This window comes from Leeuwenhoekiella sp. A16 (assembly GCF_047946675.1).
Lineage (GTDB): Bacteria > Bacteroidota > Bacteroidia > Flavobacteriales > Flavobacteriaceae > Leeuwenhoekiella.
The window spans coordinates 2,630,585-2,656,970 of the sequence record NZ_CP172313.1 but is presented as its reverse complement, the minus strand read 5'-3'; the positions used below and the strand labels follow the sequence as shown (position 1 = coordinate 2,656,970).

The 26,386-nt window shown below is 37.1% G+C and carries 26 protein-coding genes; 20 read left to right on the top strand and 6 right to left on the bottom strand.

The features are described 5' to 3' along the window. Positions 1–3 precede the first annotated feature (3 nt). Positions 4–282: an acyl-CoA-binding protein gene (locus ACH3O9_RS11685; RefSeq protein ID WP_416440610.1), complete on the top strand. Its 279-nt coding sequence runs from the start codon at positions 4–6 to the stop codon at positions 280–282. A 31-nt stretch (positions 283–313) separates the two neighbouring features. Here ACH3O9_RS11685 and ACH3O9_RS11680 read toward each other — a convergent pair whose 3' ends face one another. Further along, positions 314–2,947, bottom strand: a complete 2,634-nt coding sequence (locus ACH3O9_RS11680; RefSeq protein WP_416440608.1) for a valine--tRNA ligase — start codon at positions 2,945–2,947, stop codon at positions 314–316. A gap of 210 nt (positions 2,948–3,157) precedes the next feature. Here ACH3O9_RS11680 and ACH3O9_RS11675 point away from each other — a divergent pair, with 210 nt between their 5' ends. Further along, positions 3,158–3,580 carry a DUF1573 domain-containing protein gene (locus tag ACH3O9_RS11675; protein WP_416440606.1) on the top strand — a complete coding sequence of 141 codons (423 nt, stop codon included), beginning with the start codon at positions 3,158–3,160 and terminating at the stop codon, positions 3,578–3,580. Between the two features lie 65 nt (positions 3,581–3,645). Here ACH3O9_RS11675 and ACH3O9_RS11670 read toward each other — a convergent pair whose 3' ends face one another. Beyond that, the gene (locus tag ACH3O9_RS11670; RefSeq protein WP_416440604.1) at positions 3,646–4,989 is read right to left on the bottom strand and encodes an aspartyl protease family protein; all 1,344 of its coding nucleotides are present in this window, start codon (positions 4,987–4,989) and stop codon (positions 3,646–3,648) included. A 120-nt stretch (positions 4,990–5,109) separates the two neighbouring features. Between ACH3O9_RS11670 and ACH3O9_RS11665 the strand changes: the two genes are divergently transcribed. Further along, the gene (locus tag ACH3O9_RS11665; protein WP_416440602.1) at positions 5,110–6,300 is read left to right on the top strand and encodes a pyridoxal phosphate-dependent aminotransferase; all 1,191 of its coding nucleotides are present in this window, start codon (positions 5,110–5,112) and stop codon (positions 6,298–6,300) included. Continuing rightward, positions 6,300–7,313: a UDP-N-acetylmuramate dehydrogenase gene (murB, locus tag ACH3O9_RS11660; protein WP_416440600.1), complete on the top strand. Its 1,014-nt coding sequence runs from the start codon at positions 6,300–6,302 to the stop codon at positions 7,311–7,313. Before ACH3O9_RS11665 ends, murB begins: the two co-directional genes overlap by 1 nt. Before the next feature lie 89 nt (positions 7,314–7,402). Here murB and ACH3O9_RS11655 read toward each other — a convergent pair whose 3' ends face one another. After that, positions 7,403–8,035 carry a fasciclin domain-containing protein gene (locus ACH3O9_RS11655; protein WP_416440598.1) on the bottom strand — a complete coding sequence of 211 codons (633 nt, stop codon included), beginning with the start codon at positions 8,033–8,035 and terminating at the stop codon, positions 7,403–7,405. A 185-nt stretch (positions 8,036–8,220) separates the two neighbouring features. On the opposite strand from ACH3O9_RS11655, the gene ACH3O9_RS11650 reads away from it, so the two are divergent. From ACH3O9_RS11650 to ACH3O9_RS11635, 4 genes are read left to right on the top strand one after another with little or no spacing between them, the layout of a single operon-like run. Next, positions 8,221–8,418, top strand: a complete 198-nt coding sequence (locus tag ACH3O9_RS11650) for a membrane or secreted protein (RefSeq protein WP_416440596.1) — start codon at positions 8,221–8,223, stop codon at positions 8,416–8,418. Positions 8,419–8,452: 34 nt separating this feature from the next. Continuing rightward, positions 8,453–9,568, top strand: coding sequence for a glycosyltransferase (locus tag ACH3O9_RS11645; protein ID WP_416440594.1), 1,116 nt, complete (start codon positions 8,453–8,455; stop codon positions 9,566–9,568). After that, complete coding sequence (locus tag ACH3O9_RS11640) at positions 9,559–10,122, top strand: RNA polymerase sigma factor (protein WP_416440592.1); 564 nt, start codon at positions 9,559–9,561, stop codon at positions 10,120–10,122. The genes ACH3O9_RS11645 and ACH3O9_RS11640 overlap by 10 nt, the downstream gene beginning before the upstream one ends. A 5-nt stretch (positions 10,123–10,127) precedes the next feature. Beyond that, entirely contained in the window at positions 10,128–11,348 is a 1,221-nt protein-coding gene (locus ACH3O9_RS11635) for an Nramp family divalent metal transporter (RefSeq protein ID WP_416440590.1), read from the top strand. Here ACH3O9_RS11635 and ACH3O9_RS11630 read toward each other — a convergent pair. Next, positions 11,345–11,800, bottom strand: a complete 456-nt coding sequence (locus ACH3O9_RS11630; RefSeq protein ID WP_416440588.1) for an Lrp/AsnC family transcriptional regulator — start codon at positions 11,798–11,800, stop codon at positions 11,345–11,347. The genes ACH3O9_RS11635 and ACH3O9_RS11630 overlap by 4 nt on opposite strands. Positions 11,801–11,911: 111 nt before the next feature. Here ACH3O9_RS11630 and ACH3O9_RS11625 point away from each other — a divergent pair, with 111 nt between their 5' ends. The 9 genes from ACH3O9_RS11625 (at position 11,912) to ACH3O9_RS11585 (ending at position 20,097) form a co-directional block, all read left to right on the top strand. Next, positions 11,912–12,295 (top strand): hypothetical protein, encoded by a 384-nt coding sequence (locus ACH3O9_RS11625; RefSeq protein ID WP_416440586.1) that lies wholly within the window; start codon positions 11,912–11,914, stop codon positions 12,293–12,295. Positions 12,296–12,483: 188 nt separating this feature from the next. After that, entirely contained in the window at positions 12,484–13,074 is a 591-nt protein-coding gene (locus ACH3O9_RS11620; protein ID WP_416440584.1) for a DNA polymerase ligase N-terminal domain-containing protein, read from the top strand. A gap of 34 nt (positions 13,075–13,108) precedes the next feature. Further along, positions 13,109–13,927, top strand: coding sequence for a non-homologous end-joining DNA ligase (gene ligD, locus ACH3O9_RS11615; RefSeq protein WP_416440582.1), 819 nt, complete (start codon positions 13,109–13,111; stop codon positions 13,925–13,927). A 147-nt stretch (positions 13,928–14,074) separates the two neighbouring features. Further along, positions 14,075–14,599, top strand: a complete 525-nt coding sequence (locus ACH3O9_RS11610) for a hypothetical protein (protein ID WP_416440580.1) — start codon at positions 14,075–14,077, stop codon at positions 14,597–14,599. A gap of 52 nt (positions 14,600–14,651) precedes the next feature. Beyond that, on the top strand, positions 14,652–15,029 hold the full coding sequence (locus ACH3O9_RS11605; RefSeq protein ID WP_416440578.1) for a PH domain-containing protein: 378 nt from the start codon (positions 14,652–14,654) through the stop codon (positions 15,027–15,029). Positions 15,030–15,160: 131 nt separating this feature from the next. Next, positions 15,161–16,198 (top strand): SDR family oxidoreductase, encoded by a 1,038-nt coding sequence (locus ACH3O9_RS11600; protein ID WP_416440576.1) that lies wholly within the window; start codon positions 15,161–15,163, stop codon positions 16,196–16,198. Continuing rightward, a complete protein-coding gene (locus tag ACH3O9_RS11595) occupies positions 16,195–16,995 on the top strand; it encodes a helix-turn-helix domain-containing protein (protein ID WP_416440574.1) in 801 nt (266 codons plus the stop codon). The genes ACH3O9_RS11600 and ACH3O9_RS11595 overlap by 4 nt, the downstream gene beginning before the upstream one ends. 280 nt (positions 16,996–17,275) lie before the next feature. Continuing rightward, positions 17,276–17,650, top strand: a complete 375-nt coding sequence (locus ACH3O9_RS11590) for a hypothetical protein (RefSeq protein WP_416440572.1) — start codon at positions 17,276–17,278, stop codon at positions 17,648–17,650. A 275-nt stretch (positions 17,651–17,925) separates the two neighbouring features. Continuing rightward, positions 17,926–20,097, top strand: a complete 2,172-nt coding sequence (locus ACH3O9_RS11585) for a hypothetical protein (RefSeq protein ID WP_416440570.1) — start codon at positions 17,926–17,928, stop codon at positions 20,095–20,097. A 159-nt stretch (positions 20,098–20,256) separates the two neighbouring features. On the opposite strand, the gene ACH3O9_RS11580 is transcribed toward ACH3O9_RS11585, so the two are convergent. After that, the gene (locus tag ACH3O9_RS11580) at positions 20,257–20,892 is read right to left on the bottom strand and encodes a class I SAM-dependent methyltransferase (RefSeq protein WP_416440568.1); all 636 of its coding nucleotides are present in this window, start codon (positions 20,890–20,892) and stop codon (positions 20,257–20,259) included. A gap of 214 nt (positions 20,893–21,106) precedes the next feature. On the opposite strand from ACH3O9_RS11580, the gene ACH3O9_RS11575 reads away from it, so the two are divergent. Together ACH3O9_RS11575 and ACH3O9_RS11570 are read left to right on the top strand one after the other, a co-directional pair. Further along, positions 21,107–21,319: a hypothetical protein gene (locus tag ACH3O9_RS11575; protein WP_416440566.1), complete on the top strand. Its 213-nt coding sequence runs from the start codon at positions 21,107–21,109 to the stop codon at positions 21,317–21,319. Next, on the top strand, positions 21,309–21,722 hold the full coding sequence (locus ACH3O9_RS11570) for a putative toxin-antitoxin system toxin component, PIN family (RefSeq protein WP_416440564.1): 414 nt from the start codon (positions 21,309–21,311) through the stop codon (positions 21,720–21,722). Before ACH3O9_RS11575 ends, ACH3O9_RS11570 begins: the two co-directional genes overlap by 11 nt. Before the next feature lie 184 nt (positions 21,723–21,906). Here ACH3O9_RS11570 and ACH3O9_RS11565 read toward each other — a convergent pair whose 3' ends face one another. After that, complete coding sequence (locus ACH3O9_RS11565; protein WP_416440562.1) at positions 21,907–25,371, bottom strand: methylmalonyl-CoA mutase family protein; 3,465 nt, start codon at positions 25,369–25,371, stop codon at positions 21,907–21,909. 134 nt (positions 25,372–25,505) lie between these two features. Here ACH3O9_RS11565 and purU point away from each other — a divergent pair, with 134 nt between their 5' ends. Then, a complete protein-coding gene (gene purU, locus ACH3O9_RS11560) occupies positions 25,506–26,360 on the top strand; it encodes a formyltetrahydrofolate deformylase (protein WP_416440560.1) in 855 nt (284 codons plus the stop codon). Positions 26,361–26,386: the final 26 nt, after the last annotated feature.

Below are 26,386 nucleotides of genomic sequence, written 5' to 3'. Positions count from 1 at the left end.
GAGGTGAAAAAGGAAAAAGAGAATCTAAATGCCGCCTTTAAAGAGGCTGCTATAAAAGCGCGGTCTACAGATAAGCGTCTGGCTCCTGATATTATGCTATTGCTGTATGCATACTACAAAAAAGCAACTCAGGAAAATCACATAGTTCCTTTTGAGAACCTGGAAGAAAACGACCTAAAAGGAGCATTTAAGTATAATGCTATGATTCAACTACGTGGTGTTTCTCCAGAAAAGGCAAAGGAAGAATATATTGATCTTGTGAATAAATATATTCTTACCTAATACCTAATTAATTTCTACTATTCTTAAAAATCTAGTTTAAAGCTGCCAGTCTGTTCTCTAAAGCTTCTATTTTAGCTTTCGCGTCAGCTTGTTTCTGCTTTTCACTGGCAACTACATTATCAGGCGCATTATTTACAAAGCGCTCATTAGATAGCTTTTTATCTACAGATTTTAAAAATCCCTGCGTGTAAGCCAACTCATCTTTTATCTTCTCGATCTCTGCATCAATATCTATGAGACCTGTCATTGGTATAAAGTACTCATTTGCTTTTACTCGGTAAGACAAAGCTCCTTCCATTGTAGCTGTTGTCTCCTCTAGTTTAGACAAATTGCCCAGCTTAGTAATTATAGTATTAAAGGTAGTGCTGAAATTCTCTGTGTTTCTTACAAACAACTCTAGCTCTTCTTTAAATGAGATATTTTTCTCTTTTCGTATTGCACGTACTCCTGAAATTACCTGTGTCGCCAGATCAAAATCCTGAATTAATTTTTCATCTATTGCCCCCGTTTTTGGCCAGTTATTTACAATAAGCGCATCTTCTGGAGAGCGCTCTGTAATATTCTGCCAGATCTCTTCACTCGCAAAAGGAATAAAAGGGTGTAAAATGCGAAGGTTATTTTCTAATGCATGTATTACCGCATCAAAAGTTACCTTATCTATAGGCTCGCCAAAACCAGGTTTAACTATTTCCAGTAACCAGCTACAGAAATCATCCCAAACCAATTTATAAGTAGCCATAAGCGCATCACTTATACGATATTTAGAAAAATGATCTTCTATCTCTGCCGTGGTTTGTTTAAAGCGCTCTTCATACCATTGCAACCCCACCTTACTTGCTTCAGGTTGATCTATTGTTGCATCTACCTCCCAGCCTTTAATTAAACGAAACGCATTCCAGATTTTGTTTACAAAAGATTTACCCTGTTGACACAGATCCTCATCAAACATAAGATCATTACCTGCAGGAGCACTTAGCAAAAGTCCTACGCGCACACCGTCTGCACCATAATCTTCTATCAATTTTAATGCATCAGGTGAATTTCCTAAAGATTTTGACATCTTGCGGCGCTGTTTATCACGCACTAGACCTGTTAAATAGACATTAGAAAAAGGCTTTTTACCTGTATATTCATATCCCGAAATAATCATACGGGCTACCCAGAAAAATAAAATATCAGGACCGGTAACCAGATCATTTGTAGGATAGTAATATTTAAAATCTTCATTATCAGGATTACGTACACCATCAAAAACGCTCATAGGCCACAGCCATGATGAGAACCAGGTATCAAGAGCATCCTCATCCTGCTTTAGATCTTCAATAGTTAGCTGCGGATTGCCAGATTTAGCTTTCGCGAAAGCTAAAGCCTCTTCCTTACTTTCTGCCACTACAAAATCATCCTGACCATTACCAAAGTAGTATGCTGGTATTTGTTGACCCCACCACAACTGACGGGAAATATTCCAATCGCGGATGTTTTCCATCCAGTGGCGATATGTATTATCAAATTTCTTAGGAAACAACTTAATCTCTTCTGTCTCAAGTACGGCTTTGATTGCAGGCTTTACCAGATCTTCCATTTTAAGGAACCACTGATCTGAAAGCTTAGGCTCAATAACCGCTTTTGTACGTTCTGACGTACCCACTTTATTAACGTGAGATTCAGTTTTTATAAGAGCGCCATTTGCTTCAAGCTCTTTTGTAATTTCTTTGCGTACTACAAAGCGATCTTTCCCCTTATAATGAAGACCGAATTCATTAAGACTCGCGTCATCATTAAAAATATCGATCACTTCAAGATTATGCTTATCTCCCAGCATTTTATCATTCTCGTCATGCGCCGGTGTAACCTTAAGACAACCGGTACCAAACTCTATATCAACATATTCATCTTCAATTATAGGTATAACTCTGTTTACAATAGGTACAATCGCCTTTTTACCTTTTAAATGCTGAAAACGTTCATCATGAGGATTAATACATATTGCAGTATCCCCAAATATTGTTTCTGGTCGTGTAGTAGCTATGGTTAGAACATCATCACTTCCTTTTATCTTGTAGTTTAGATAATAAAGAAAACCCTGTCGCTCTTCATGAATCACTTCTTCATCAGATAGTGTGGTTTTTGCTTCAGGATCCCAATTTACCATGCGATGACCGCGATAAATCAATCCTTTATTAAAAAGATCTACAAAGCTTTTTATCACACTTTCAGACATTTCATCATCCATTGTAAACTTTGTGCGCTTCCAGTCACATGAGGCTCCCAATTTTTTAAGCTGCTCTAGTATTGTACCGCCATACTGATGCGTCCAATCCCAAGCATGAACAAGAAACTCATCTCTCGTAATATCATTTTTGTTGATTCCCTCAGCCTTCAATTTAGCTACTACTTTAGCCTCTGTTGCAATTGAAGCGTGATCTGTACCAGGAACCCAGCATGCATTATAGCCTTGTAATCTGGCCCTGCGTATCAACACATCCTGAATTGTATTGTTGAGCATATGCCCCATATGCAATACCCCGGTTACATTAGGCGGCGGTATTACAATTGTGTAAGGTTCTTTCTCATTGGGTTCTGAATGAAAAAAATCATGTTCCATCCAGTAGTCGTACCACTTCTTCTCTACTGCCTGTGCGTTATATTTTGAAGCTAAAGCCATGCTTTGGTCTAATTTTTGTCTTAAAGGGCAAAAGTACTTATATACTAAGGATTTTTAAAAAAAGGTAAGGATAAATATATAGTTGATAGTTTTTATTATTTTAGCCTGTACAGGCAGCTGTCAATGACCTGATCATTAGCTTTAAAGGTTAATTTTTTGGTCAAACTGTTAAATAGAAGTACTTTTATCCTTCATTTAAAAAATGAGATCATGAAAAAATTTGCAATTTTATTATTCGTTGGCTTATTAGGTTTTGCCGTTAAAGCCCAGGAGAAAAAAGCAGAAATTACGTTTGAAACTGACGTTATTGATTATGGTGAAGTTGCCCACGGCGGTGACGGCGTGCGCAGTTTTAAATTTACAAACACAGGAAATGAGCCATTAATCATCTCACGTGTATATTCAACTTGTGGCTGTACAGTTCCTAAAAAACCAGAAGGACCTATCGCACCAGGTGAAAGTGGCGTTATAGAGGTTAAGTATGATACTAATCGTGCTGCGGGACCTATACGTAAAACAATTACGGTGTACTCTAACGCTTCACCAGAACCTTATAGTCTTAAAATAAAAGGTACTTTATTACCTGAAAAAGGAGCTATGGAAAAAGAAAAAAGCGGTCCTATTAATGGATAAATCGGTTAAAAACATATAAAAAACGGCTGCCAGATGGCAGTCGTTTTTGTTTTAATATATGTAAATCAGAGCATTTTTCTTAAAGCAAATTTACAGTTGAATACAATACCGCTTCGTTCTACTTTTAGCCTTAACATCGCCCCATCATCTTTAAAAAAGTATTGCGTGATGTCATCAAGTTTTAAATTGCTTACATCTCTTCCATTTACTTTTAAAAGTTTATCTCCTTCCCGTAAACCGGCTTCCTCTGCTGGTGATCCAGATCTTATTGCAGCGATCTCGTAGCTGGGCTTTAGTTTAAATTGTATTGTATTAGTAGCTTTAAAAACAGTGGTACCCTCTGATGACGGTTCATCGTATAAGCCATACCTATTGCTGATGTTATTAGCCACTTCTTTAACCAGTTCATAATCGCTGTGTTGCACGATCAAACCACTTCTATTATATCTAAAGGGAAGATTAAACATATTATTCTTGCGCAAGGTAATTTTCTGGTTGGGATAGTCAAAAATCACGGTAAAACGCCTTAAAACCTCAGCACCTAAACTGCCATTTCTGTTTTCGTGCAAACGCATGTTTTTAAGAGATTCTATATTTGGAAAAGCGGCTGTCACATCGTTAAGTTCCATTTTGCCTAGTTTTATAGATGCTATTTTAGTACGCTTGCCTAAAACATCGCCATTGAGTCCCAGACCCAGAATGTCTTCAAAATATTTTTCACTGGGTTTAATTTGCCCATGACTTTCTTCAAATAACCACAAAGCGTCCCCAGAACCTGAATCAACGAGAAGTTTTAATGACAGCTCTTCTTCTTTCGCTATAGCGACATCAAGATCAATGTAGGGTTTACCTGCCACCAGTGTTAAAGGCGCAGTGAAACAGGTCTTGCATCTTCTATATTTATAGGTTTCCGGTTTATGCAGAACAATAAATTTGCGCTTGTAATCAACTTCTACAACAAAATCTTTGAAAATACTATAACCTATAATGCCATTTACAGCGTGACCTAAACGTGAACTAAAGTTGTAAGAAGCATCTGTTATGAAGTAAATATTCTGGTCAATAGCGCTTGCTTCACCTACATTTATAATATTATGTTGTGATTTGATGCCTTTTGTGGGTTCGCCAGAACCAGCTCCCGTAAGGTAAATAGTAACCGCATCATTAAGCTTAAGATCCTGTTGATCATCTATACTAAACAGCACATTAGACTTTACCCCTGAGTCTAGAAGAAAAGAGAGTTCTGTACCGTTAACTGTAACCGGAATAATTATGAGATTATTTGTAACCTCAACAGGAATTTTAATACTGTTTACACCATTAGGCAAATGAAATGTACCCTGAGCAAAACAATTAAAACTAAGGGAAACAAAAAGTAAGATTGCAATATGTAAGAGCTTGCCATACACCTTATAGCATTTGTTAGTAATGTACAAAATTCCCTTAAATTGTATACTATATTAACCTAATTTGTTTTGATGTGGTGTCGATATAATTTTGCAACTTTGTGCCCTTAAAAACGTACTTAAATGCCGCAGTTATCACATAAGGGCTTGATCATGCCCCAATCACCTATACGCAAATTAGTTCCCTATGCCGAAGCTGCAGAAGCACGAGGCATCGCGATACACCAACTTAACATAGGCCAGCCCGATATTAAAACACCTGCCGGCGCTCTTGATGCACTTAAAAATACCGATATAGAAGTGCTTTCTTACAGTCACTCTGCCGGATTTTTAAGCTATCGCAAAAAACTAGCCGCCTACTATACAAAACAGGGCATTGAGGTTACCGAAAATGATATTATTATATCAACCGGTGGCTCTGAAGCTTTGATGTTTGCCATGGGCAGCATCACAGATCCCGGTGATGAAATTATTATCCCAGAGCCTTTTTATGCTAATTATAATGGTTTTGCAACCGCTTCTGGTGTTCAGGTTGTGCCGGTGATCTCGACCATTGACACAGGATTTGCCTTACCTCCTATCGCAGATTTTGAAAAATTGATCACTCCTAAGACAAAGGCCATCGTTATTTGTAATCCGGGTAATCCTACAGGTTATCTATATAGCCAGGAAGAGATAGATCAATTGGCGCGTCTGGTTAAAAAACACGATATTTTTCTTATCGCAGATGAAGTTTACCGCGAGTTTGCCTATGACGGTGCCCAGCATCATTCTGTTCTTGAACAGAGAGATATTGACGAGCATACGATAATGATAGATTCTGTATCAAAGCGTTATTCTATGTGTGGTGCTCGCATAGGTTGTCTGGTAAGCCGAAACAAAGCTTTTATGGCGACAGCTATGAAATTTGCACAGGCACGCCTTAGTCCGCCTACTTTAGCGCAAATAGCCAGTGAAGCAGCATTAGACACTCCGCAATCTTATTTTGACGAAGTAATAGAAGAATATGTTGATCGCAGAGATACTTTAGTTGCAGGATTAAAAGAAATACCTGGTGTAAAAGTAGCGCTACCTAAAGGTGCTTTTTATTGTATCGTCGAGTTGCCTATTAAAAATGCAGACGATTTTGCACGCTGGTTGTTAGAAGATTTTAATGTAAATGGAAAAACCGTTATGGTTGCTCCGGCAGCCGGCTTTTATTCTACACCGGGCGTAGGTTTAAATCAAGTGCGTATTGCTTATGTTTTGAAGAAAGAAGACCTTGTAGAAGCTATCGCTTTACTAAAAGAAGCTCTTTTAATTTATAAAGACTAATGCAAATTCAGGAAAATATTTCGCTGAAGCCTTATAATACTTTTGCAATTGACACGAAGGCCGCTTTATTTGTTTCGGTAAAAACTGAAGACGAATTAAAAGAAGCCTTGTCACATTCTACCCAATCAAAATTTATACTTGGTGGCGGTAGCAATATGTTGCTTCAGCGAGATATTGACGATCTGGTAATTCACATTAATCTAAAAGGTATACAAACTGTTAAAGAAGAAGGTGATTATATTTTCGTCAAAGTTTGTGCGGGTGAGAATTGGCATGATTTCGTTCTTTTTTCTGTGAAAAATAATTACGGCGGAGTAGAAAATCTCTCTCTTATACCGGGAAATACAGGCACTGCTCCCATACAAAACATAGGCGCTTATGGTGTAGAGCTTAAAGATGTTTTTGAAAGCTGTGAGGTTATAGACAGAGCCACTTTAGCGAAAAAATCTCTTAGTCTTACCGATTGTAATTTTGGTTATCGAGATTCTATCTTTAAAAATGAAGCCAAAGATAAATACGTAATTACTTCGGTTACTTTTAAGCTGAAAAAAGCCCGTTACGAGGTGAATACGGCTTACGGGGCAATTAAAGAGACTTTGGTAAATCAAAATATTCTACAGCCATCTATTAAAGATGTTTCTGATGCTGTCATCGCCATACGTAAGGCAAAACTTCCTGATCCTGCACAAATAGGCAATAGCGGAAGCTTTTTTAAAAACCCTATTGTTTCGCAAGAAATATTTACTGCAATTAGAGATAAATATGAGACGCTTCCTTATTATCCTTTAGGAAATGAGAAAGTAAAGATTCCTGCAGGCTGGTTGATCGAGCAGGCTGGCTTTAAAGGAAAACGTTTTGGCGATGCCGGCGTTCATGATAAGCAGGCCCTTGTCCTTGTAAACTATGGTACCGCCAGCGGACAAGAAATATGGGATCTTGCTATGAGAATTCAGCGGGAAGTAGCGCAAAAATTCAACATAAAACTTCAACCCGAAGTAAATATCATTAAATAACAGGTCGATTTTTGGTCTAAAAAACCACTTTTTTAATCAAAAAACCCGCTTTTGCAGCGGGTTTTCTGGTTTTTAGATCAAATTTTTTCTTATTTATGCGCCATCAAGACATCATCTATAACATAAACAACCCCGTTAGAAGCTTCTATATTACCTTTTAATACATGCGCCTTTTTACCACGACCATCTTTTATCACGATCTGGTCACCGTCCATCATAGCAATTAATTCTTCACCGGTGGCAGTTTTTATGGCGTATTTACCACTATTACCTTTAATCGCCATTACAAGTCTGTCTGTAGTAATCGTACCGGGTACTACGTGATATTGCAAAATAGATCGCAATTGCTCTTTATTCTCAGGTTTTAAAAGCGTGTCAACAGTACCTTCTGGCAACTTTGTGAATGCGTTGTTAGAAGGAGCAAAAACGGTGTAACTCCCCATAGAGGTCAACATCGAGTCAAGATCTGCAGATTTAAGAGCGCCTGTTAAGGTACTAAGATCTGATGAGGCCATTGCTTTAGCAGCGATACTATTTGCTTCAGCTTCTTCACGTGCTTTATCAGCTTTCATTTGATCACTTTCAAGATCTTCACTCATCGCCGTTTCAGGTGTGCTTTGAGGCGCAGTATTTGTGTCGGCTTTCTTATCATCCTTACATGCACTTACCGTAAGAAGTGCAAAAAGCATAATAAATACAGGCATTAATCTATTACTGTTCATGATTCTTTATTTTTTTGGTTAAAATAAAATTATCTATAATCTCAATTGCGACCCATTTTTTGCTAATAATCTTTAGTTAAATCTTTAAAAGTCAGCAGTAACACGAGGATTTAAGATCTAATAGGTCAAAATATTATTGGGGATAACCTATGTTTATTTGTATCTTTGCGCCGTAAAATAATGTTATGAAACTCTTATTAATTACATTAGTATTATTGGCTTTATCTGTTGCAGGAATTGCTATCAAAATCTGGGCTAAAAAAGACGGTAAATTTGCCGGTACTTGTGCCAGCCAGAGTCCTTTTCTAAACAAAGGTGGTGAGCCTTGCAGCATGTGCGGTAAAATGCCATCTGAGGTGGGTGATTGTGACACTACCAAATAAGTTTTAGCCTTTTATTTTCTTTATAGTTTAGCGATTGACAGAACTTTACGCTTTCCTTTTTTATGGATTTGTAGTGATTAGCCTTGTTAATTGTGGGTACTACTTATATGTATCAAAATTTAGCTTTCTAAAGACTAAAACCTCTACTACAAAACCATCCGTTCCTGTTTCGGTTATAGTTTGTGCTAAAAATGAAGCTGAAAATTTAAAGACCAATATACCTCTGCTTTTATCTCAGGATTATTCCGAATTTGAAATCATTCTTATAAATGATAATTCAAGTGATGATTCTCTTGAGACAATGGAAGCTCTCGCGCTTCAATCTGAGAAAATTTGCGTAGTTGACGTTGCCGGAAATGAGCATTTCTGGGGAAGCAAAAAATATGCGCTTACTTTAGGAATAAAACGTGCCAAATACGAGCACTTATTATTTACAGATGCCGACTGTGCTCCTACCTCAACAAAATGGATTGAGAACATGGTCAATCAATTTGACAATGAAAAAACTATCGTTCTGGGTTATGGCGCTTACCACCGCATTAAAAGATCATGGCTTAATAAAATAATCAGGTTTGAGACAGTTCTTACTGCTGTTCAGTATTTTGGTTATGCGATAAACAGAAATCCGTATATGGGGGTGGGCAGGAACCTCGCCTACACGGCAAAAACCTTCTATAATAACAGAGGTTTTATGGAACATATTAAAGTTGCATCTGGTGATGATGATCTTTTTATAAACAGTGCCGCGACTGCTACCAACACAGCAATTTGTCTTTCGCCGGAAGCGTTTACTTATTCTAACCCAAAACTCACCTGGAAGAGTTGGTTTATTCAGAAAAGAAGACATACTTCTGTTGCTCAACATTACAAGACCAAGCATAAACTTCAACTGGGTTTCTTTTACCTGAGCCAGATCCTGTTTTTAATAACTGCTTTTATTTTACTTGCTTTAGGTTATAACTGGCAACTTACCGCTATGTTTATAGTGGTGCGCTATGCGATAGCGTGGAGCGTAATAGGAAGTGCAAGCGGAAAATTAAATGAACGGGATTTATTGATCTGGTTTCCTTTAATTGAAATTTTTCTTTTACTTTTCCAATTAAGTATATTCATCACAAACCTATTGGCAAAACCCAAACGTTGGAAGTAGATCCTACCATACTGGATAAAAATATAACCGAAGCCAAAAATGGTAAGCAAAGTGCCTACAATTACCTGCTAGCTACATTCTGGGGTCAGGTTTATAATTTTCAGCTCAAGCGTACACAAGATGAATATGAGGCCGAAGAAATCACAGTCCAGACATTTTCTAAAGCCTTTAGTAGCCTTGACACGTATAATTCAAAGTATAAGTTTAATACGTGGCTCATTACAATTTCAAAAAACTTACATATCGATCTGCTGCGTAAGGAAAATTCTTTATTAAAGGCAAATACAAAAAATAAAGAAGAGAAACTCAAAAAGCTTATCGATGAGAATCCTACACCAGAAGACGCGCTTATCACAAAACAGAATCTCGCCCAACTTTTACAGTACATTAAAATTCTTAAGCCACATTATCAGGAAGTCATCAATTTGCGCTACTTTCAGGAAATGAGTTACAGGGAGATGGCAGAAAGCCTTGATGAACCTATTAATAATGTAAAGGTTAAACTACTAAGGGCACGCAGGTTACTTGCAGATCTTATCGAGAAAAATCAATAGCGATAATGGGCATAAAAAGTCTAAAAAAGCTGGGTCCCGGGCTGCTTTTTGCAGGCGCAGCAATTGGCGTTTCTCACCTGGTGCAATCTACGCGTGCAGGTGCAGATTATGGTATGGGTCTTATCTGGGCACTATTACTCATTCACATTATTAAATATCCTTTTTTTCAATTTGGGCCGCGATATGCTGCAGCTACGGGAGAAAGTTTGTTAGAAGGCTACAGAAGATTAGGCAAAGGTGTTCTCGTTTTTTACTTTATACTCAATCTGCTTACCATGTTTACCATACAGACAGCGGTAACCATTGTCACAGCAGGTATTGCTACGTACATTTTTGGGATCGATCTTGATATTAAGATTTGGAGTGTTATTATAACTTTTATCTGTGCCGGTATTCTAATACTGGGCAATTACAAGATTCTTGACAATCTAATGAAAGTTATCATTATCACGCTTACAATTAGTACGCTTGCCGCGGTGAGCATTGCATTTTTTGACACCTCTAATCATATTGATGTTTCTCAGGTTATACCAAAGGATAGTTTGGGAATCGCATTTCTAATTGCTTTTATGGGCTGGATGCCCGCACCGCTCGATATTTCTATATGGCACTCGCTGTGGTCACTTGAGAAATCAAAAGAGGGCGGCATGAATGTCAAGTCGGCGATATTTGATTTTAATATTGGTTACGCCGGTACAGTTCTGGTGGGTATTTGTTTTATAAGTCTGGGAGCTTTGGTTATGTTTAATACAGGAACCACATTCAGCACTTCTGGCAGCGCTTTCGCGAAACAGCTCATAGATATGTACACTGCACATTTAGGAGAAGGTGCTTTTATAGTCATAGGCATAGCGGCATTCACAACCATGTTTAGCACCACATTAACCACACTTGATGCTTCCCCCCGATCTATGGCTAAAACCACAGAACTTCTAACGGGCAAAAATTTAAAATACAGCTACCTGCTTTGGGTGATTATTTTAATTGCAGGCACATGTAGTATCCTGCTTTTTTTGAGCAGTGAAATGGGACAACTCGTACAAATCGCGACGATATTATCTTTTCTTACTGCACCTTTTTTCGCAATAGCGAACTATCTTGTAATAAACAGTTCAGCAGTTCCAGAAGATCTGCGGCCTAAAAAACTTATACGCGTATTAAGCTTGTTTAGTATTTTATTACTTATCGCCTTTAGCTGCTGGTATTTGTATACACTTTACATTTAGACTTTCCTGTCACGCCGCGTTCTTATGGGCGCATTTTCTATCACGGTAGAAAGCACAATATGCGTTTTAGTCTCACCATAGGTTATTAATTTATCAATAAATTCTTCAAGGTGAAACTGATCAAATAATACAACTTCCATAATAATATTTTCGTTGCCTGTAATACGGTAGCAATTGAGCACTTCGCCAAAATCTTTTACCTTTTCCAGAAATGGTTTTAACCTTCCCATAAAAGCGCGCAAAGTAATAATAGCCTTTAGCTGATGACCAGAATGAAAATGAGATATTTCTGCCTTATACCCTATAAGAACACCGGCATCTTCCATCTTGCGTATACGTTCTGCTACGGCTGGCGAACTAATACCTATTTGCCTGCTGATTTCTACATTACTTGTACGGGCATTCTTCTGTAATATTTGAAGGATTTTCCAATTAGTAGGATCGATTTGCATTCTAAGTTTAATATTTAAATTTCGTTACAAATTAAAGCAAAATCGTAATAAAACTTAAATTATTAAAGACAGAGATAAAATATATCAGTTAATTTTGAAGTGTAAATTGCTATGAACACACAACCTGGAAATATTAGACTTTATAATAAAGCGCTGGAGATCATTCATCTTTCCAGAAGCATTTCTAATTATATGATCTACGATTTCACCGCATTACAGGAAAATGGTACAGAACATCCCTCTGTTTATGACACGGGCGATATAATACGACATTCAGATTCACTGGCGCCTGAAATCATCAAAGCCGAAAATCAGGTTTTTCAGGATGATCGTCTTAAATATGCTGCTTCTGTGCACAATCTTACAAACCGTCTTTACAAAACCTGTGAACGCCTTGAGCGCGCAGAAAGTAATGGTAAGGATTTTGTAAAATTACTTCGAATAGAACTTAAAAAATTCCGTCGTCTGCAGCACCGCTGGATGATGTCTCTTTAGCTTAATTATAGCCAAAACCGGCTTTATTTTTCACGCACTTTTTAGATAACATTACCGTAGCCTTAACAGCTTAGGCGCTGGGGTTGTAGTAACTTATGTTTAAATATTTTGAGGTAATAAACATGTCAAATTTAGATATGTTCGGATCTCAAAGTTCAGTACTCTATTGAAATAATAAACGTAAAGCAATGACAACCAGCGATTATAACAGCAAAAGAGACTTTAGTAAAACAAAAGAGCCACAGGCAGGGAAAGATCAAGGTAATCCTGATAATCCCACATTTGTTATACAAAAACATGATGCTACAAATCTGCATTATGATTTTAGATTAGAGATAGACGGTACTTTAAAATCGTGGGCCGTACCTAAAGGCCCCAGTACAGATCCTAATATTAAGCGCATGGCCATACCTGTAGAAGACCACCCGCTGGAGTATGGTAATTTTGAAGGCGTGATCCCAGAGGGACAATACGGTGGCGGCACAGTTATGATCTGGGATGCCGGCACCTATAAAAACCTTAAAAAAGACGTAGAAGACAAGCCTATTTCCCTTTTAGATTCATACAAAATGGGAACTTTAGAATTCTACTTAGACGGCAGCAAATTAAAAGGTGGTTACGCACTCATCAAAATGAAAAGCGGCAATATGAAAGGCAATTGGCTGCTCATAAAAATAGATGATGATGAAGCAGATGCGCGTCGCAACCCTGTAAATACCCAGACAAAAAGTTCAAAAACCGGTCGCAGCATGGAAGAAATCGCCCAGGAAGAGGCATAAATCAATTATTAATCTTTAAAAACCAAATATTCTAATGACGATAGCAGGAGTTAATATTTCGCACCCCGATAAAATTATTTTTCCTAAAGCTAATATTAAAAAGATAGATATGGTTACCTACTATGAGAAAGTAGCGCCCAAGATGCTCCCCTACTTGCGCGACAGACCATTAACACTGCATCGTTTTCCCGAAGGGATTGAGAAACAAGGTTTTTATCAAAAAAATACAGCCGACTATTTTCCTGATTATATCAAGACCGTAGAAGTACCAACTAAAGAAGGCAGCAATACAGAGATTTACTGCAATACTAAAAAAAGCCTCATTTATCTCGTAAATCAGGGAACAATAGGTTTTCACATTTGGCTAAGTCAGAATGATAAACTAGACAAGCCAGACAAGATCGTTTTTGATCTAGACCCGCCAGATGACAGTTTTGAGAACGTTAGGGAAGCTGCACAAAAAGTAGGTGATTATTTAAGAGCTCAGGGCGAAAACCCAAATCTCATGACTTCAGGACAGCATGGTTTACACGTTTGGTACAAGATACGCCGCAATAAAAGTTTTGATGAGGTAAGGCAGGAAACAAAGGCCACAGCAGAAAAAATAGAATCGCAGTTTCCAGAACTTTTTACAACGCAAACGTTAAAGAAAAACCGGGAAGGCAAAATATTTCTCGATTATCTGCGTAACGCATACGCACAAACATCTGTGTGCCCTTATTCATTGCGACCTAATGATGAATGCGGAGTAGCAACGCCAATAAGCTGGGATGAATTGCGCAAACTTGACTCTGCCCGGCATTACAACATGAATAACATAATGAGACGACTAGGGCAATTAAAATCGGTTTAAAATGGCTTAAAATCGGTTATTTCTATGTGATTTTCGGGAAAGAATTAAAAAACCCGCAACAAGCGCAAGAGATAATTTTTTTGGCAGTTTTCTCTATACTTATCAAATTGATCATTATATTCTCGCTTTCGCGAAAAAGACACTGCTATGTTTAATGAAGAAGCTTTTAACAACAGAGAGAAATACAAAGAGTCACCTTTGTTCATCAAAGCTACAGAGATGCTGAAGCTTGCTCACCGCATTGCAGAAATTGCAGCGCAGTATGAACCTGCGAACAGCAATGAAATGGATGGTGAAATTTTGCGTAATCACGCTTTTTTAATTCGTGAGGATGCCTCTCGCATCCCAACAAAAATAGCCGGCGCCTGGGGTTGTGATCTCTATGACCTGAGGATGGAAAACGCCACACTCATTCGCAAAGCCGCACGAGATCTAAATACACATATGATCAGTCTTGAGATATATGGTTTTAAAGAAACCGAATATCTTGACCTACTACGCGATGAGATAGAAACCTTTAGAGTTTTATTTGCAGAATGGGTATCTACGTTTGACCCTTGGAATTACACCATAGATCGCTGGGGATTGTTCAATCCGCCGGGCATAAACTACAATGACACAGATCCTGATGAAGATTTGCCTTTTGATGATATGGATGATGAGAATGAATAAATTCAATCGTATTTTCTATATTTAATTTATCCAAACACTTCAAAAATTCGGCATGGGACTACTCAACAAATTATTAGGAAACGCAGACAAAATTTCGCCTGAGCGCTTGCAGGAAAAATACGCCAGACTTCTGGTAGATAACGAGATAATAGAAGGCGGTTTTGAATTGCTGCGCGATACCTTCATGTTTACAAACAAAAGACTCATCCTGATAGACGTGCAGGGATTGACGGGAAGTAAGGTAGAATATAAGTCTTTACCCTATAAGAATATTTCGAGATTTTCGCTTGAAACAGCCGGAACCTTTGATCTGGATGCCGAATTAAAAATCTGGATCTCAAGTGAGAATACGCCTTCTGTGAGCAAAAAATTCAATAAAAGTATTGACGTTTACGAAGTCCAGAAATATCTGGCAGAAAAAGTATTGTAATCATATTCTAGCTAATTATGGATCGCGCACGATAAACCCCTTCTGAACTTCCCAACAAAGCCATTTTGGACTTTTAAACAAAGTGGTCTAAAAATTTAACGCAGAACTTTGCGTCTTAAATTTTTTAGACAATGGAAAATAAAGAAACAGTTTTGGTAACAGGAGGCACCGGCTTTGTAGGTGTTCATAGCATTCTTCAATTATTACAAAAGGGCTACAAGGTTAAAACCACACTTCGGTCATTAAACAGAAAAGACGAGGTAATTAAAATGCTCAAAATTGGCGGTATTACTTCTTTCCATGATATTACTTTTATTGAAGCAGATCTTACAAAAGATGATAATTGGGATAATGCTGTAAAAGGCTGCGACTACGTTTTGCACATTGCCTCGCCTATATTTTTGTCGCTACCTAAAAATGAAAATGAAATGATACGCCCCGCGGTAGATGGTACCTTACGCGTATTAAAAGCAGCGCGCAATGCAGGTGTAAAGCGCGTGGTAATGACCTCAAATTTTGGTGCCGTGGGTTATAGTCAAAAAGATCCTTCTACTGAAATTACCGAAAACGAGTGGACAAACCCCAATCAAAAAGGACTTTCATCTTATAACAAATCTAAAGTCCTGGCCGAGCGTGCAGCATGGGATTTTATTAATAGTGAAGGTGGCAATATGGAGTTAAGTGTGATCAATCCCGTGGCGATTTTTGGTCCGTCTTTAGGGCCTGATATTTCAAGCGGTTTTGAACTTTTAAGAAACCTCATTAACGGCTCGATGAAAGCTGTCCCCAATTTAGCGCTTAATATTATAGATGTGCGTGATGTTGCAGATCTGCACATTAGGGCTATGACAAATCCTCAAGCAAAAGGACAACGCTTTTTAGCTTTAGCAGGAGGCACAATGACTTTACCAGAGATCGCCTCATTTCTAAAAAATAGAATGCCCGAAGTTTCAAAAAATATTTCAACAAGAAAATTGCCCAACTGGGCTGTGCATATCGCTGCTTTATTTAGCCCTAAAGCAAAAAATATCGCTTCTATGTTAAAAGCAAATCGCAATACAAGCAACGCAAAAGCTAAGAACATTTTGGGATGGCAGCCTATAAGCAATAATGAAGAAGCTGTTATTGCCACAATAGAAAGTATGATTAAATTCGGGAATATAAAATGAGAGCGACAGACATAAAATCCTGCTACATAGGTCCCGAAATTTCGCCGGAGCAATTCATTCCTGAACATTTCTTTCTCTACATCGCAAAAGGAAAGATACACGGTTATGACGGCAACAAATCACAGACGTTAAAATCTGGAGAATATTGTCTGGTGCGCAAAAACCATTTAGCGCGATACAACAAGGAAAGGGAAAATGACCAATTTGAAAAAGTAGTTATCATTTTTGATGAGTTGTTTCTCAGGAAATTTCAGAAAAAGCATGATATCGTTTCCACGAAATTTAACGCAGCAGAAGCATTTTTGACTCTTAATGAGAATGCGTTGATTCCTAATTTTATTACCTCACTCATGCCGTATTACAACAAAGGCGGAAAAATAGAAGAATCTTTTGCAGACGTTAAACGGGAAGAATTACTCCTTATTCTATTACGATCACAACCAGAATTAACCGGAATATTCTTTAATTACGCCATACCGAAAAAAATAAATCTGGAAGCCTTTATGCACCAGCACTATAAATTTAATGTAAGCATACAGCGCTTTGCATATATCACAGGGCGAAGCCTCTCAGCTTTTAAACGTGATTTTAAAGAAAAGTTCAATGTAACTCCTAATCGCTGGCTCATGCAAAAACGATTAGAAGAAGCTCATTTTCTTATCGAAAAAAAGAACAAAAAACCTTCTGAAATATATCTAGAACTGGGTTTTGAAGATTTGTCTCATTTCTCATTTGCTTTTAAAAAACATTTTGGGCAAACGCCTACACAAATTGCTAATCGAAAAATTAGCAGTTAATAAAAATTGCATCCCAGTAAGCCGATTTTCTACCTTAAAAACCTGATTTCTTACCTAATTTTCCCGCTTTTTGATTGCTTTTTAAAGCATAAAAGTAATCTGGTCAAAGTTATTTAATGTTCAGGGTAATTTCTCTTTTTAAGTCATAATGAGCAGTTTAAACACTCATTTTATGTATTTTTGATGCTGATAATGAACCACTTACTACAGTAATTGTTAGATTTCTCCCCCTTGTAATGATTATTCTCCTGAATGTAAAACAGACTTAAACCCAGGAAATATGAAACTCAACAAAAATGACATTCCCACAGGCATGGAAGGGCCTGACACGATTATGCGTGCGCAGGATAATTTTGGCGGAATGACCGTTTGCTTTACTGAACTTCCCGAAGGAACAGATTTCACACCGCTGCTCAACGGACTTACAAATGATAGTTGTCATTGCCCGCATTGGGGTTATATAATAAGCGGAAAGATGCTAATTAAATACGACGATGGTGTTGAAGAAACGCTTACAGAAGGTGATGTGTATTATTTACCTGGCGGGCATACTGCCATTGTAAAAGAGCCTATCAAATTTATAGAGTTTAGTCCGTCAAAAGAGTTTAAAGAAGTGATGGATCATGTAGCTAAAAAAATGGCTCAAATGGGCTAAAAAACTCCTTAATTATTGACAAATGCTGTCACGATTATTAACGGGATCCTCCTGATATTGCTTAAAAACTAACCGTTTTTCTCCCTCAAAAACCCGATTTATTACCGGATTTACCCCCTTTTTTAATTGATTTTCAAGCATTTTACGGGTTACCGTAAAGAAGCCTTGTGGTTATTGGTTATTTTAGGTGGAAGTATTTTTAATTTATAGATTTATAAAAGGAAAGTAAGTTTTATTGTAAGCTAATTAACGGTAATCTCTATTAAAATATTCGAATGAAACAACTTAATATTCAGTTTGAGAATTGCTTTGGTATAGGAAAATTACATCATCAAATCGATTTTGAAAAGAGTAATACTCACTTAGTTTATGCTCCAAATGGAACAATGAAAACTTCTTTTGCAAAAACTTTTGAGTTAATTTCAAAGGATGATCCTAAGAACAAACCTTGCGATAGAATATATAAATCAAGAGTTTCTAAATATCAAATTTTAAATGAGGATTCCGAAATTAATCCAGATGATATACTAGTAATAAATGCAGAAGATGATAGTTTTGACGCATCAAGTAAGATCAGTAGTTTTCTTGCTAGCAAAGAGCTAAAAGATGAATATGATAAGATATATCAAAAATTAAATGAGTTAAAGCTTGAATTTATTAAAAAATTAAAAATTATTTCACAAAGTACCGATTGTGAAATTAAATTTATAAATACATTTTCAGAAGATAAAAATTCAGATTTTTTTGAGGTCCTTACTCATCAAAATAATCATATAAAAACTGAATTTGAAAAATTTGATTTTCGGTATAATGATATTTTTGATAAAAAAGGAAATGTCAAGAAATTTCTTGATAGCAATCAAGCAATTTTAGATAAATATGTTAGAGATTATAACAATATTATATCTAAGTCCAAATTTTTTAAGGAATCTGAAACCAATACATTTGGCACCTATCAGGCAAATATTATTATAAAATCGATTGAAGACAATTCTTTCTTTGAAGCAGGTCATAAGTTCGTCTTACAGGACGGAACTGAAGTCGAAAATGCTGAAAATTTAAAAACAATAGTTGAAGCAGAAATCCAGAACATTTTAAACGATGAAAAGCTAAAAAAATCATTTGAAAAAGTTGATAAAGCCATTGGCTCTAATGCAGAGTTAAGATCCTTTAAAAAAGTTATAGAAAAAAATAATTTGATTCTAGTCAAATTGAAAGACTACGAAAATTTTAAACAAGAAGTTTGGATTAATTACTTTTCTGAAATTAAAGAAGACGCAGAAGAATTAGTAAATCAGTATGAAGAAAAAAAGAACAGATTACAAGAAATTATTAGTGCATCAAAAAAAGAGTTTGAATTATGGACTAAAATCATACTAACTTTTAACTCTAGATTCCACGTTCCTTTTGAAGTCAATATTGTAAACCAAGAAGATATTATATTAAAGAAAGAAACTGCTAATTTGAATTTCGATTATGCTGACAGAGGTGAAGAAGCTATAAAACAAAATCGGGAAAATTTACTTACGATATTGAGTAAAGGTGAGCAAAGAGCTTATTTTATACTTCATTTTTTATTTGAGATTGAAGCCAGAAAATTAAAAACAAATAAGAATCTATTGATTTTTGATGATGTGGCAGATTCATTTGACTACAAAAATAAGTTCGCTATAATTGAGTATATCAAAGAAATTCACGAACAAAATCATTTTAAAACAATTGTACTTACTCATAATTTTGACTTTTATCGAACTGTCTCATCAAGATTGCATTTAGATAGGGATGTTATCTACATGACTACCAAAAATCTTCAAAACGAAATAACTTTCCATAAAGGTCAATATATAAATGATGTCTTTAGCTACCTTATTAGAAATTACCAAAATCCCAAGTTCTTTATTAGTTTAATTGCATTTGTAAGGAATCTAATTGAATATAGCGAGTCTAAGAGCAATGATGACTATCTAACCCTTACAAGCTGCCTCCATAGGAAAGAAGAAACAGCCAATATAAAAGTGCATCAAATCTTTAATATATTTAAAGATAGATTGGTCAAACTCGAAGATAAGACTATAAATTTTGGAGATGAGTATTTGATTGATTTTATCATTCAAACCGCAGATTCTATATCAGATGAAGAAATAGATGAAATAGCTCTTGAAAATAAAATTTGTCTCTCAATAGCAATTAGGTTACAAGCTGAGAAATATTTAATTGGCAAACTTCCACGTATTGATTTATCTACCATTAAGAAAAATCAAACTCAATTTTTATACAGAGAGTATTGCATCAGTTATCCTGAAAGTGAAGCTAGAATCACATTAGATAAAGTTAATTTGATGACTCCAGAAAACATTCACATCAATGCCTTTATGTTTGAACCACTAATAGATATGTCAATACACCATTTAAATCTTTTATATAAAACAGTAAGTAATTTGAACTAAAGCAACTATGGCTATCAATGTATCTCATAAATGGAGGTTGAGATACGATTTCAGAAACTACTATTGAATTGCAAAAATCAGGTCAAAATACCAAAAAATCGGTAATTTAAATGCACCACTTCGGTTATAGTAAACGCAATGAGATTTCTTCAGCAAAAACTAACTATTTTGAATTTGTAATTTTCTAAAAATACAAAACACAAAATTCTGAATACTGTTAGACGGTGTACGGTGGTCTACAGTTACACACTTAATTTTTTCAAAAAATGGTATCAGGCGGTTAGTCATAGTACTTTGAGAATACTGTTTAATCTCAATACCGCTGCATTTTGTAGGGCCATCTTCTGAAAACGTCCCAATAAGTAACAAACCTGTTGGCGTTATATTTTGCTGTCCTGTTTCCAGATAATTAGTAATCTCATTTTCGTCTGTTAAGAAGTGAAAAGCCGCCCTATCGTGCCAAAAATCGTATTTTTCTATGGGTTTAAAGGTTGCCGCATCTGCAACAATCCACTTTACATTTTCCGCTTTATCTCCTAGCCTTTCTTTAGCCCTTAAGATCGCAGCTTCAGAAATGTCAAGCACAGAAATATCTTTGTAGCCCAGGTTAAGCAAATGGTCAACTAACAGGCTATCACCGCCACCTATGTCTATGATCTTAGCAGTGGTGGGTACATTAAATTCTTTAAAGAATTGCAGCGTAGTTTCTGGTGTAGGTTGAAACCAGCTTACGTTTTTTAGTTCTTTAGTTTGATAGATATTTTCCCAGTGTTTTTTACGGTCAAAATTTTCCATTAACTTGTGTAGTTATTGATGTGTTGTCGTCTATAAATTAAAGTATAAAATCACACATATTCAATTAAACCCTTCAACTGCGCTCTGAGTAATTAATGTACTCTTAATTATCTTTTCTAGATATTTCACATAAGCGAAGTATTGAATATATAATGAGTAAATCAGAATCACTTTATTTTCAAATCGAAAATTTACTATCTTTATAAAAAACAAGATGGAATCCATTAAAATCGACATACTAAATCCCAAAGCCAAAAATCTCTTGCAAGATTTAGCAGATCTCAATCTTATTAAAATAAATCAGGATAAAAAAACAGACTTTTCTACTCTACTTAAAAAGCTACGTTCTAATTCTAAAGAAAAAATATCCATAGAAGATATTACAAAAGAAGTAGAGGCCGTGAGAAAAAAAAGATTTGAAAAGTAAACGTGTCATTCTTGATACCAATTTGTGGATTAGCTTTCTTATATCAAATAATTTTAAAGCAATAGACAAACTCGTAAAGACTGGTGAGATAACCCTTATATTTTCAAACGAACTTCTAGAGGAATTCATCGATGTTGTAAAACGACCAAAATTTAAAAAATTCTTTTCCCAAAAGGATATTAAAGCATTGCTGGAACTATTTGATGAATATGCAGAATTAATAGAAGTTTCCTCAGACCTTGATTTATGCCGGGACAAAAAAGACAATTTCTTACTTAACCTTTCAGTAGATGGTACCGCAGATTTCCTTATAACAGGGGACAATGATCTTCTTGTTATCAATGAAATAAGAAATACGAAGATCATTACTTATTCAGAATTCATAGAAAATTCAGTTTCTTAAAAGAATATTTTTATTCCATATTTCCCTTGTGCGATCCTGAAATAAATTCAGGATGACGAGCTACCTTCCAACTCCAATAAGGAGAAAAAATATTCCATTTAAACTTAATCCTAATTAAATCCTTCGCCTGCGCTCAGGATAAGCGATTCACACCTCTTTTGCCAGGCAAAAGAGGGTTCTCTGCTTACATATTCCGTCTATACTGCCCACCGACTTTAAAGAGCGCATTGGTAATTTGCCCCAGAGAGCAAACTTTTGTGGCTTCCATTAATTTTTCAAACATATTCTCGTTTTGAATCGCGGCTTGTTGTACTGCGGCGATAACATCTTCTTCACGATCTGCATACGCTTTGTGTAAATTGGTAAGCGTTTGTATCTGAGCCTGCTTTTCGGCTTCGGTAGCGCGAATCACTTCCATAGGTTTTACCGTAGGCGATCCTTTACTACTCAAAAATGTATTTACACCAATAATAGGGAATTCCCCATTATGTTTTAAAGTCTCATAATACAAACTTTCTTCCTGTATTTTACTGCGCTGGTACATGGTTTCCATAGCGCCCAGCACGCCGCCTCGTTCTGTGATTCGGTCAAATTCAAGCAAAACGGCTTCTTCCACAAGATCTGTCAATTCTTCTATAATAAAAGCGCCCTGTATTGGGTTTTCATTTTTGGTTAAACCTAATTCCTTATTTATGATCAACTGTATCGCCATGGCGCGGCGTACACTTTCCTCTGTAGGTGTTGTGATCGCCTCGTCGTATGCATTTGTGTGTAGCGAGTTGCAATTGTCATAGATCGCGTACAACGCCTGTAAACTGGTGCGTATATCATTAAAATCTATTTCCTGTGCATGCAATGAGCGCCCGGAAGTCTGTATATGATATTTCAACATTTGCGCGCGTGGGTTGGCACCATACTTATTTTTGAGTGCTTTTGCCCAGATTTTACGGGCTACACGGCCAATCACCGCATATTCAGGATCGATACCATTACTGAAAAAGAATGAAAGGTTGGGACCAAATTTATTGATGTCCATCCCGCGACTTAAGTAATATTCTACATACGTGAAACCGTTTGACAGTGTAAATGCGAGTTGTGTTATAGGATTTGCTCCGGCTTCGGCAATGTGATATCCCGAAATAGAAACCGAATAGAAATTGCGCACTTGTTTTTCTATAAAATATTGCTGCACATCACCCATTAAACGCAGGGCAAATTCGGTTGAAAAAATACATGTATTTTGCGCTTGATCTTCTTTTAAAATATCTGCCTGAACGGTACCGCGCACCTGGTTTAAAGTTTCGGCTTTAATTTTAGCATAAACATCTGCCGGAAGAATTTGGTCACCGGTAATGCCCAAAAGCATGAGTCCAAGACCGTTGTTGCCTTCGGGTAAAGCTTTCTCCCCCTGGCCCCCTCCCACGGAGGGGGAATTAATGTAGGACGGTCTTTCCAGATTCTTATCGTCGTAGAGCTCTTTTAGCTTTGCTTCTACCTGATCTTCTAAGCCATTTTCTTTTATATATTTCTCACAATTCTGATCGATGGCAGCATTCATAAAAAACCCGAGCAGCATAGGCGCCGGCCCGTTAATTGTCATACTCACCGAAGTCATCGGGCTGCTCAAATCAAACCCTGAATACAGCTTTTTAGCATCATCAAGGCAGCAAATAGAAACCCCGGCGTTACCTATTTTTCCATAAATATCAGGACGATGATCGGGATCATTACCATAAAGCGTAACACTATCAAAAGCGGTAGAAAGCCGTTTTGCAGGCAAACCGAGACTTACATAATGAAAACGGCGATTGGTACGTTCTGGTCCGCCCTCACCTGCAAACATGCGTGTAGGATCTTCACCCGTACGTTTAAAAGGATACAATCCCGCTGTGTATGGAAATTCGCCAGGCACATTTTCTTGCAAAACCCAGCGTAAAATATCGCCCCAGGCTTTGTATTTTGGCAAAGCAACTTTTGGTATTTGCGTATGCGAAAGCGACTCAGAATGCGTTTCTATTTTAATCTCTTTATCACGAACTTTAAAACTGTAAACCGGACTTTTATATTTATTGACTTTCTCTTCCCAACCAGTAATCACCGCCCAATTGTAAGGATCGAGGTCCATTTTTACACGGTCAAATTCCTTTTTAAGTAATTCTGTTAATTGAAGATTTTTGTCAGTCTGAGCCTGTCGAAGACTATCTTCATCAATACCATACTTCGTCAAGCTAAGTACAGCACCGGTAGAAGTCTCAATAGTCTTATAAATACCGTATAATTTCTGTGCGATTTCTGCCTGTTCTAAGGCGATTTTATCATAGTTTCGGTTGTTTTCTGCGATCTCAGAAAGGTATCGCGTACGTGCCGGGGGAATCACAAATACCTTTTCAGACATCTCATCTGAAAGTGTAAAGTCACTTTTTAGATCAGCTTCAGTTTTAGCGACAATCTCGTTCATTATCGCTTTGTAAAGCTTGTTCATTCCCGGGTCGTTGAATTGCGAAGCGATCGTACCAAAAACCGGCAGATCATCCTGATGCGTATCCCACAGATTGTTGTTACGCATATATTGTTTCTTCACATCGCGCAAAGCATCAAGCGCGCCGCGTTTATCAAACTTATTGATAGCGACAAGATCTGCAAAATCCAGCATATCAATCTTTTCGAGTTGGGTAGCCGCACCAAATTCCGGAGTCATTACATAAAGAGAAACATCGCTGTGATCAAGAATTTCGGTATCGCTCTGCCCTATTCCGCTGGTTTCAAGAATTATCAAATCATACTGGGCAGCTTTCAAGACCTCAACCGCTTCCTGCACATGTTTAGACAACGCCAGATTGCTTTGGCGCGTAGCCAGTGACCGCATATAAACCCGTGGCGAATTGATTGCATTCATGCGAATACGGTCACCTAAAAGAGCACCGCCTGTTTTTCTCTTAGAAGGATCTACAGAAACAATACCTATATTTTTCTCAGGAAAATCAGCTAAAAAACGGCGTACGAGTTCGTCAACCAAAGATGACTTCCCAGAACCACCTGTTCCTGTAATTCCCAAAACCGGAATAGCCCCACTCGATCCCCTCAATGGGGGGAAGACTTTAAGAAATTGCTCGTGATTATTCTCTGCAAGACTTATTAGTCTCGCTATTGTATTTACATTTTTGTTCTGAAGCTGCTCTGAAACTTCTCCCCCTTTGGGGGAGACTGAGAGGGGGCTATCAGACTGCTCAACCAGATCATTTATCATTCCCTGCAAGCCCATCTCACGACCATCATCTGGAGAATAAATTCGCGTGATACCATATTGCTGAAGTTCTTCTATTTCTTCCGGAAGTATAACGCCGCCGCCGCCGCCAAAAATCTTAATGTGCTCTGCTCCTCTTTCTACCAGCAGATCACGCATATATTTAAAATACTCATTATGCCCACCCTGATAAGAGGTCATCGCAATAGCGTGCGCATCTTCCTGTATCGCGGTATTCACAACCTCATCTACACTGCGGTCATGACCCAGGTGAATCACCTCTACTCCCGTAGCCTGAATGATGCGGCGCATTATATTTATAGCCGCGTCATGCCCGTCAAAAAGAGAGGCTGCCGTTACTATGCGTATTTTATTTTTTGGTGTATAAGGAGCAATTTGTTTCATTCGTAATTTTTAAGGTAATTCTCGTTGCTAATTTACGGTTATAGGTGCAAAAACATTGATAATTTGCGATTTTTCAATTATTAATTGAAACCAAAATTAGTAGCTTAGCTTGATAACCTGATGAAAGTACGATAATGCAGAAAATTACGCTTTTAATAAACTGTCCTGACCGCAAAGGGATAGTGACTTCTATTACTCATTTTATACTTGAGGCTGGTGGAAATATCGTTTATCTTGATCAACATGTAGACAGGCAACAAGGCGTGTTTTTTATGCGTCTGGAGTGCGAATTTGAATATGAAGCTTTTGATACAATAGGTTTTGAAAGTGATTTTAAAGAGACTTTTGAAGCAGGATTTAAACTCACCTATCAACTTTTTGATGCGGAATATGTGCCCAAAGTGGCGATTTTTGTAAGTAAATATGACCACTGTTTGTATGACTTATTGGGACGACATGCTTCTGGCGAACTCAAGGTGGAAATTCCGCTTATTATTAGCAATCATCCAGATCTTGAAGTGGTGGCAAAACGTTTTGATATTCCGTTTAAACACATTCCTGTTACCAAAGAAAATAAGGCTGAAGCCGAAGCTGAGCAAATACAGATATTAAAAGAGCATGATGTAGATCTTATCATTCTCGCTCGTTATATGCAGATAATTTCTGATGATTTTGTGAAAGAGTTTCCGCATAAAATTATAAACATTCACCATTCATTTTTACCGGCTTTTATAGGAGCAAAACCTTATCATGCAGCCTTTAAACGCGGAGTCAAAATTATAGGCGCCACTAGTCATTATGCCACGGCAGATCTGGACGAAGGGCCAATTATAGAGCAGGAGATCGTGAGGGTTTCGCACATACACGCTGTAAATGATTTTATTTTGAAAGGTCGCGATCTGGAAAAAATAGTTCTTGCCCGCGCGATAAAAGCGCATATTGAACATAAAGTGCTCGTGTATGGCAATAAAACCGTTATTTTCTCTTAGAAAGCCGATTTTTGAACGCTACAGTC

Excerpts from the sequence above, each read along its gene's own strand:
- ACH3O9_RS11620 (WP_416440584.1), top strand. The coding sequence starts at position 12,484 with ATGACAACCAGCGATTATAACAGCAAAAGAGACTTTAGTAAAACAAAA.
- ACH3O9_RS11655 (WP_416440598.1), bottom strand. The coding sequence starts at position 8,035 with ATGAACAGTAATAGATTAATGCCTGTATTTATTATGCTTTTTGCACTT.
- ACH3O9_RS11565 (WP_416440562.1), bottom strand. The coding sequence starts at position 25,371 with ATGAAACAAATTGCTCCTTATACACCAAAAAATAAAATACGCATAGTA.
- ACH3O9_RS11600 (WP_416440576.1), top strand. The coding sequence starts at position 15,161 with ATGGAAAATAAAGAAACAGTTTTGGTAACAGGAGGCACCGGCTTTGTA.
- ACH3O9_RS11635 (WP_416440590.1), top strand. The coding sequence starts at position 10,128 with ATGGGCATAAAAAGTCTAAAAAAGCTGGGTCCCGGGCTGCTTTTTGCA.
- purU (WP_416440560.1), top strand. The coding sequence starts at position 25,506 with ATGCAGAAAATTACGCTTTTAATAAACTGTCCTGACCGCAAAGGGATA.
- murB (WP_416440600.1), top strand. The coding sequence starts at position 6,300 with ATGCAAATTCAGGAAAATATTTCGCTGAAGCCTTATAATACTTTTGCA.
- ACH3O9_RS11650 (WP_416440596.1), top strand. The coding sequence starts at position 8,221 with ATGAAACTCTTATTAATTACATTAGTATTATTGGCTTTATCTGTTGCA.
- ACH3O9_RS11590 (WP_416440572.1), top strand. The coding sequence starts at position 17,276 with ATGAAACTCAACAAAAATGACATTCCCACAGGCATGGAAGGGCCTGAC.
- ACH3O9_RS11580 (WP_416440568.1), bottom strand. The coding sequence starts at position 20,892 with ATGGAAAATTTTGACCGTAAAAAACACTGGGAAAATATCTATCAAACT.
- ACH3O9_RS11675 (WP_416440606.1), top strand. The coding sequence starts at position 3,158 with ATGAAAAAATTTGCAATTTTATTATTCGTTGGCTTATTAGGTTTTGCC.
- ACH3O9_RS11575 (WP_416440566.1), top strand. The coding sequence starts at position 21,107 with ATGGAATCCATTAAAATCGACATACTAAATCCCAAAGCCAAAAATCTC.
- ACH3O9_RS11630 (WP_416440588.1), bottom strand. The coding sequence starts at position 11,800 with ATGCAAATCGATCCTACTAATTGGAAAATCCTTCAAATATTACAGAAG.
- ACH3O9_RS11665 (WP_416440602.1), top strand. The coding sequence starts at position 5,110 with ATGCCGCAGTTATCACATAAGGGCTTGATCATGCCCCAATCACCTATA.
- ACH3O9_RS11610 (WP_416440580.1), top strand. The coding sequence starts at position 14,075 with ATGTTTAATGAAGAAGCTTTTAACAACAGAGAGAAATACAAAGAGTCA.
- ACH3O9_RS11680 (WP_416440608.1), bottom strand. The coding sequence starts at position 2,947 with ATGGCTTTAGCTTCAAAATATAACGCACAGGCAGTAGAGAAGAAGTGG.
- ligD (WP_416440582.1), top strand. The coding sequence starts at position 13,109 with ATGACGATAGCAGGAGTTAATATTTCGCACCCCGATAAAATTATTTTT.
- ACH3O9_RS11625 (WP_416440586.1), top strand. The coding sequence starts at position 11,912 with ATGAACACACAACCTGGAAATATTAGACTTTATAATAAAGCGCTGGAG.
- ACH3O9_RS11595 (WP_416440574.1), top strand. The coding sequence starts at position 16,195 with ATGAGAGCGACAGACATAAAATCCTGCTACATAGGTCCCGAAATTTCG.
- ACH3O9_RS11605 (WP_416440578.1), top strand. The coding sequence starts at position 14,652 with ATGGGACTACTCAACAAATTATTAGGAAACGCAGACAAAATTTCGCCT.
- ACH3O9_RS11585 (WP_416440570.1), top strand. The coding sequence starts at position 17,926 with ATGAAACAACTTAATATTCAGTTTGAGAATTGCTTTGGTATAGGAAAA.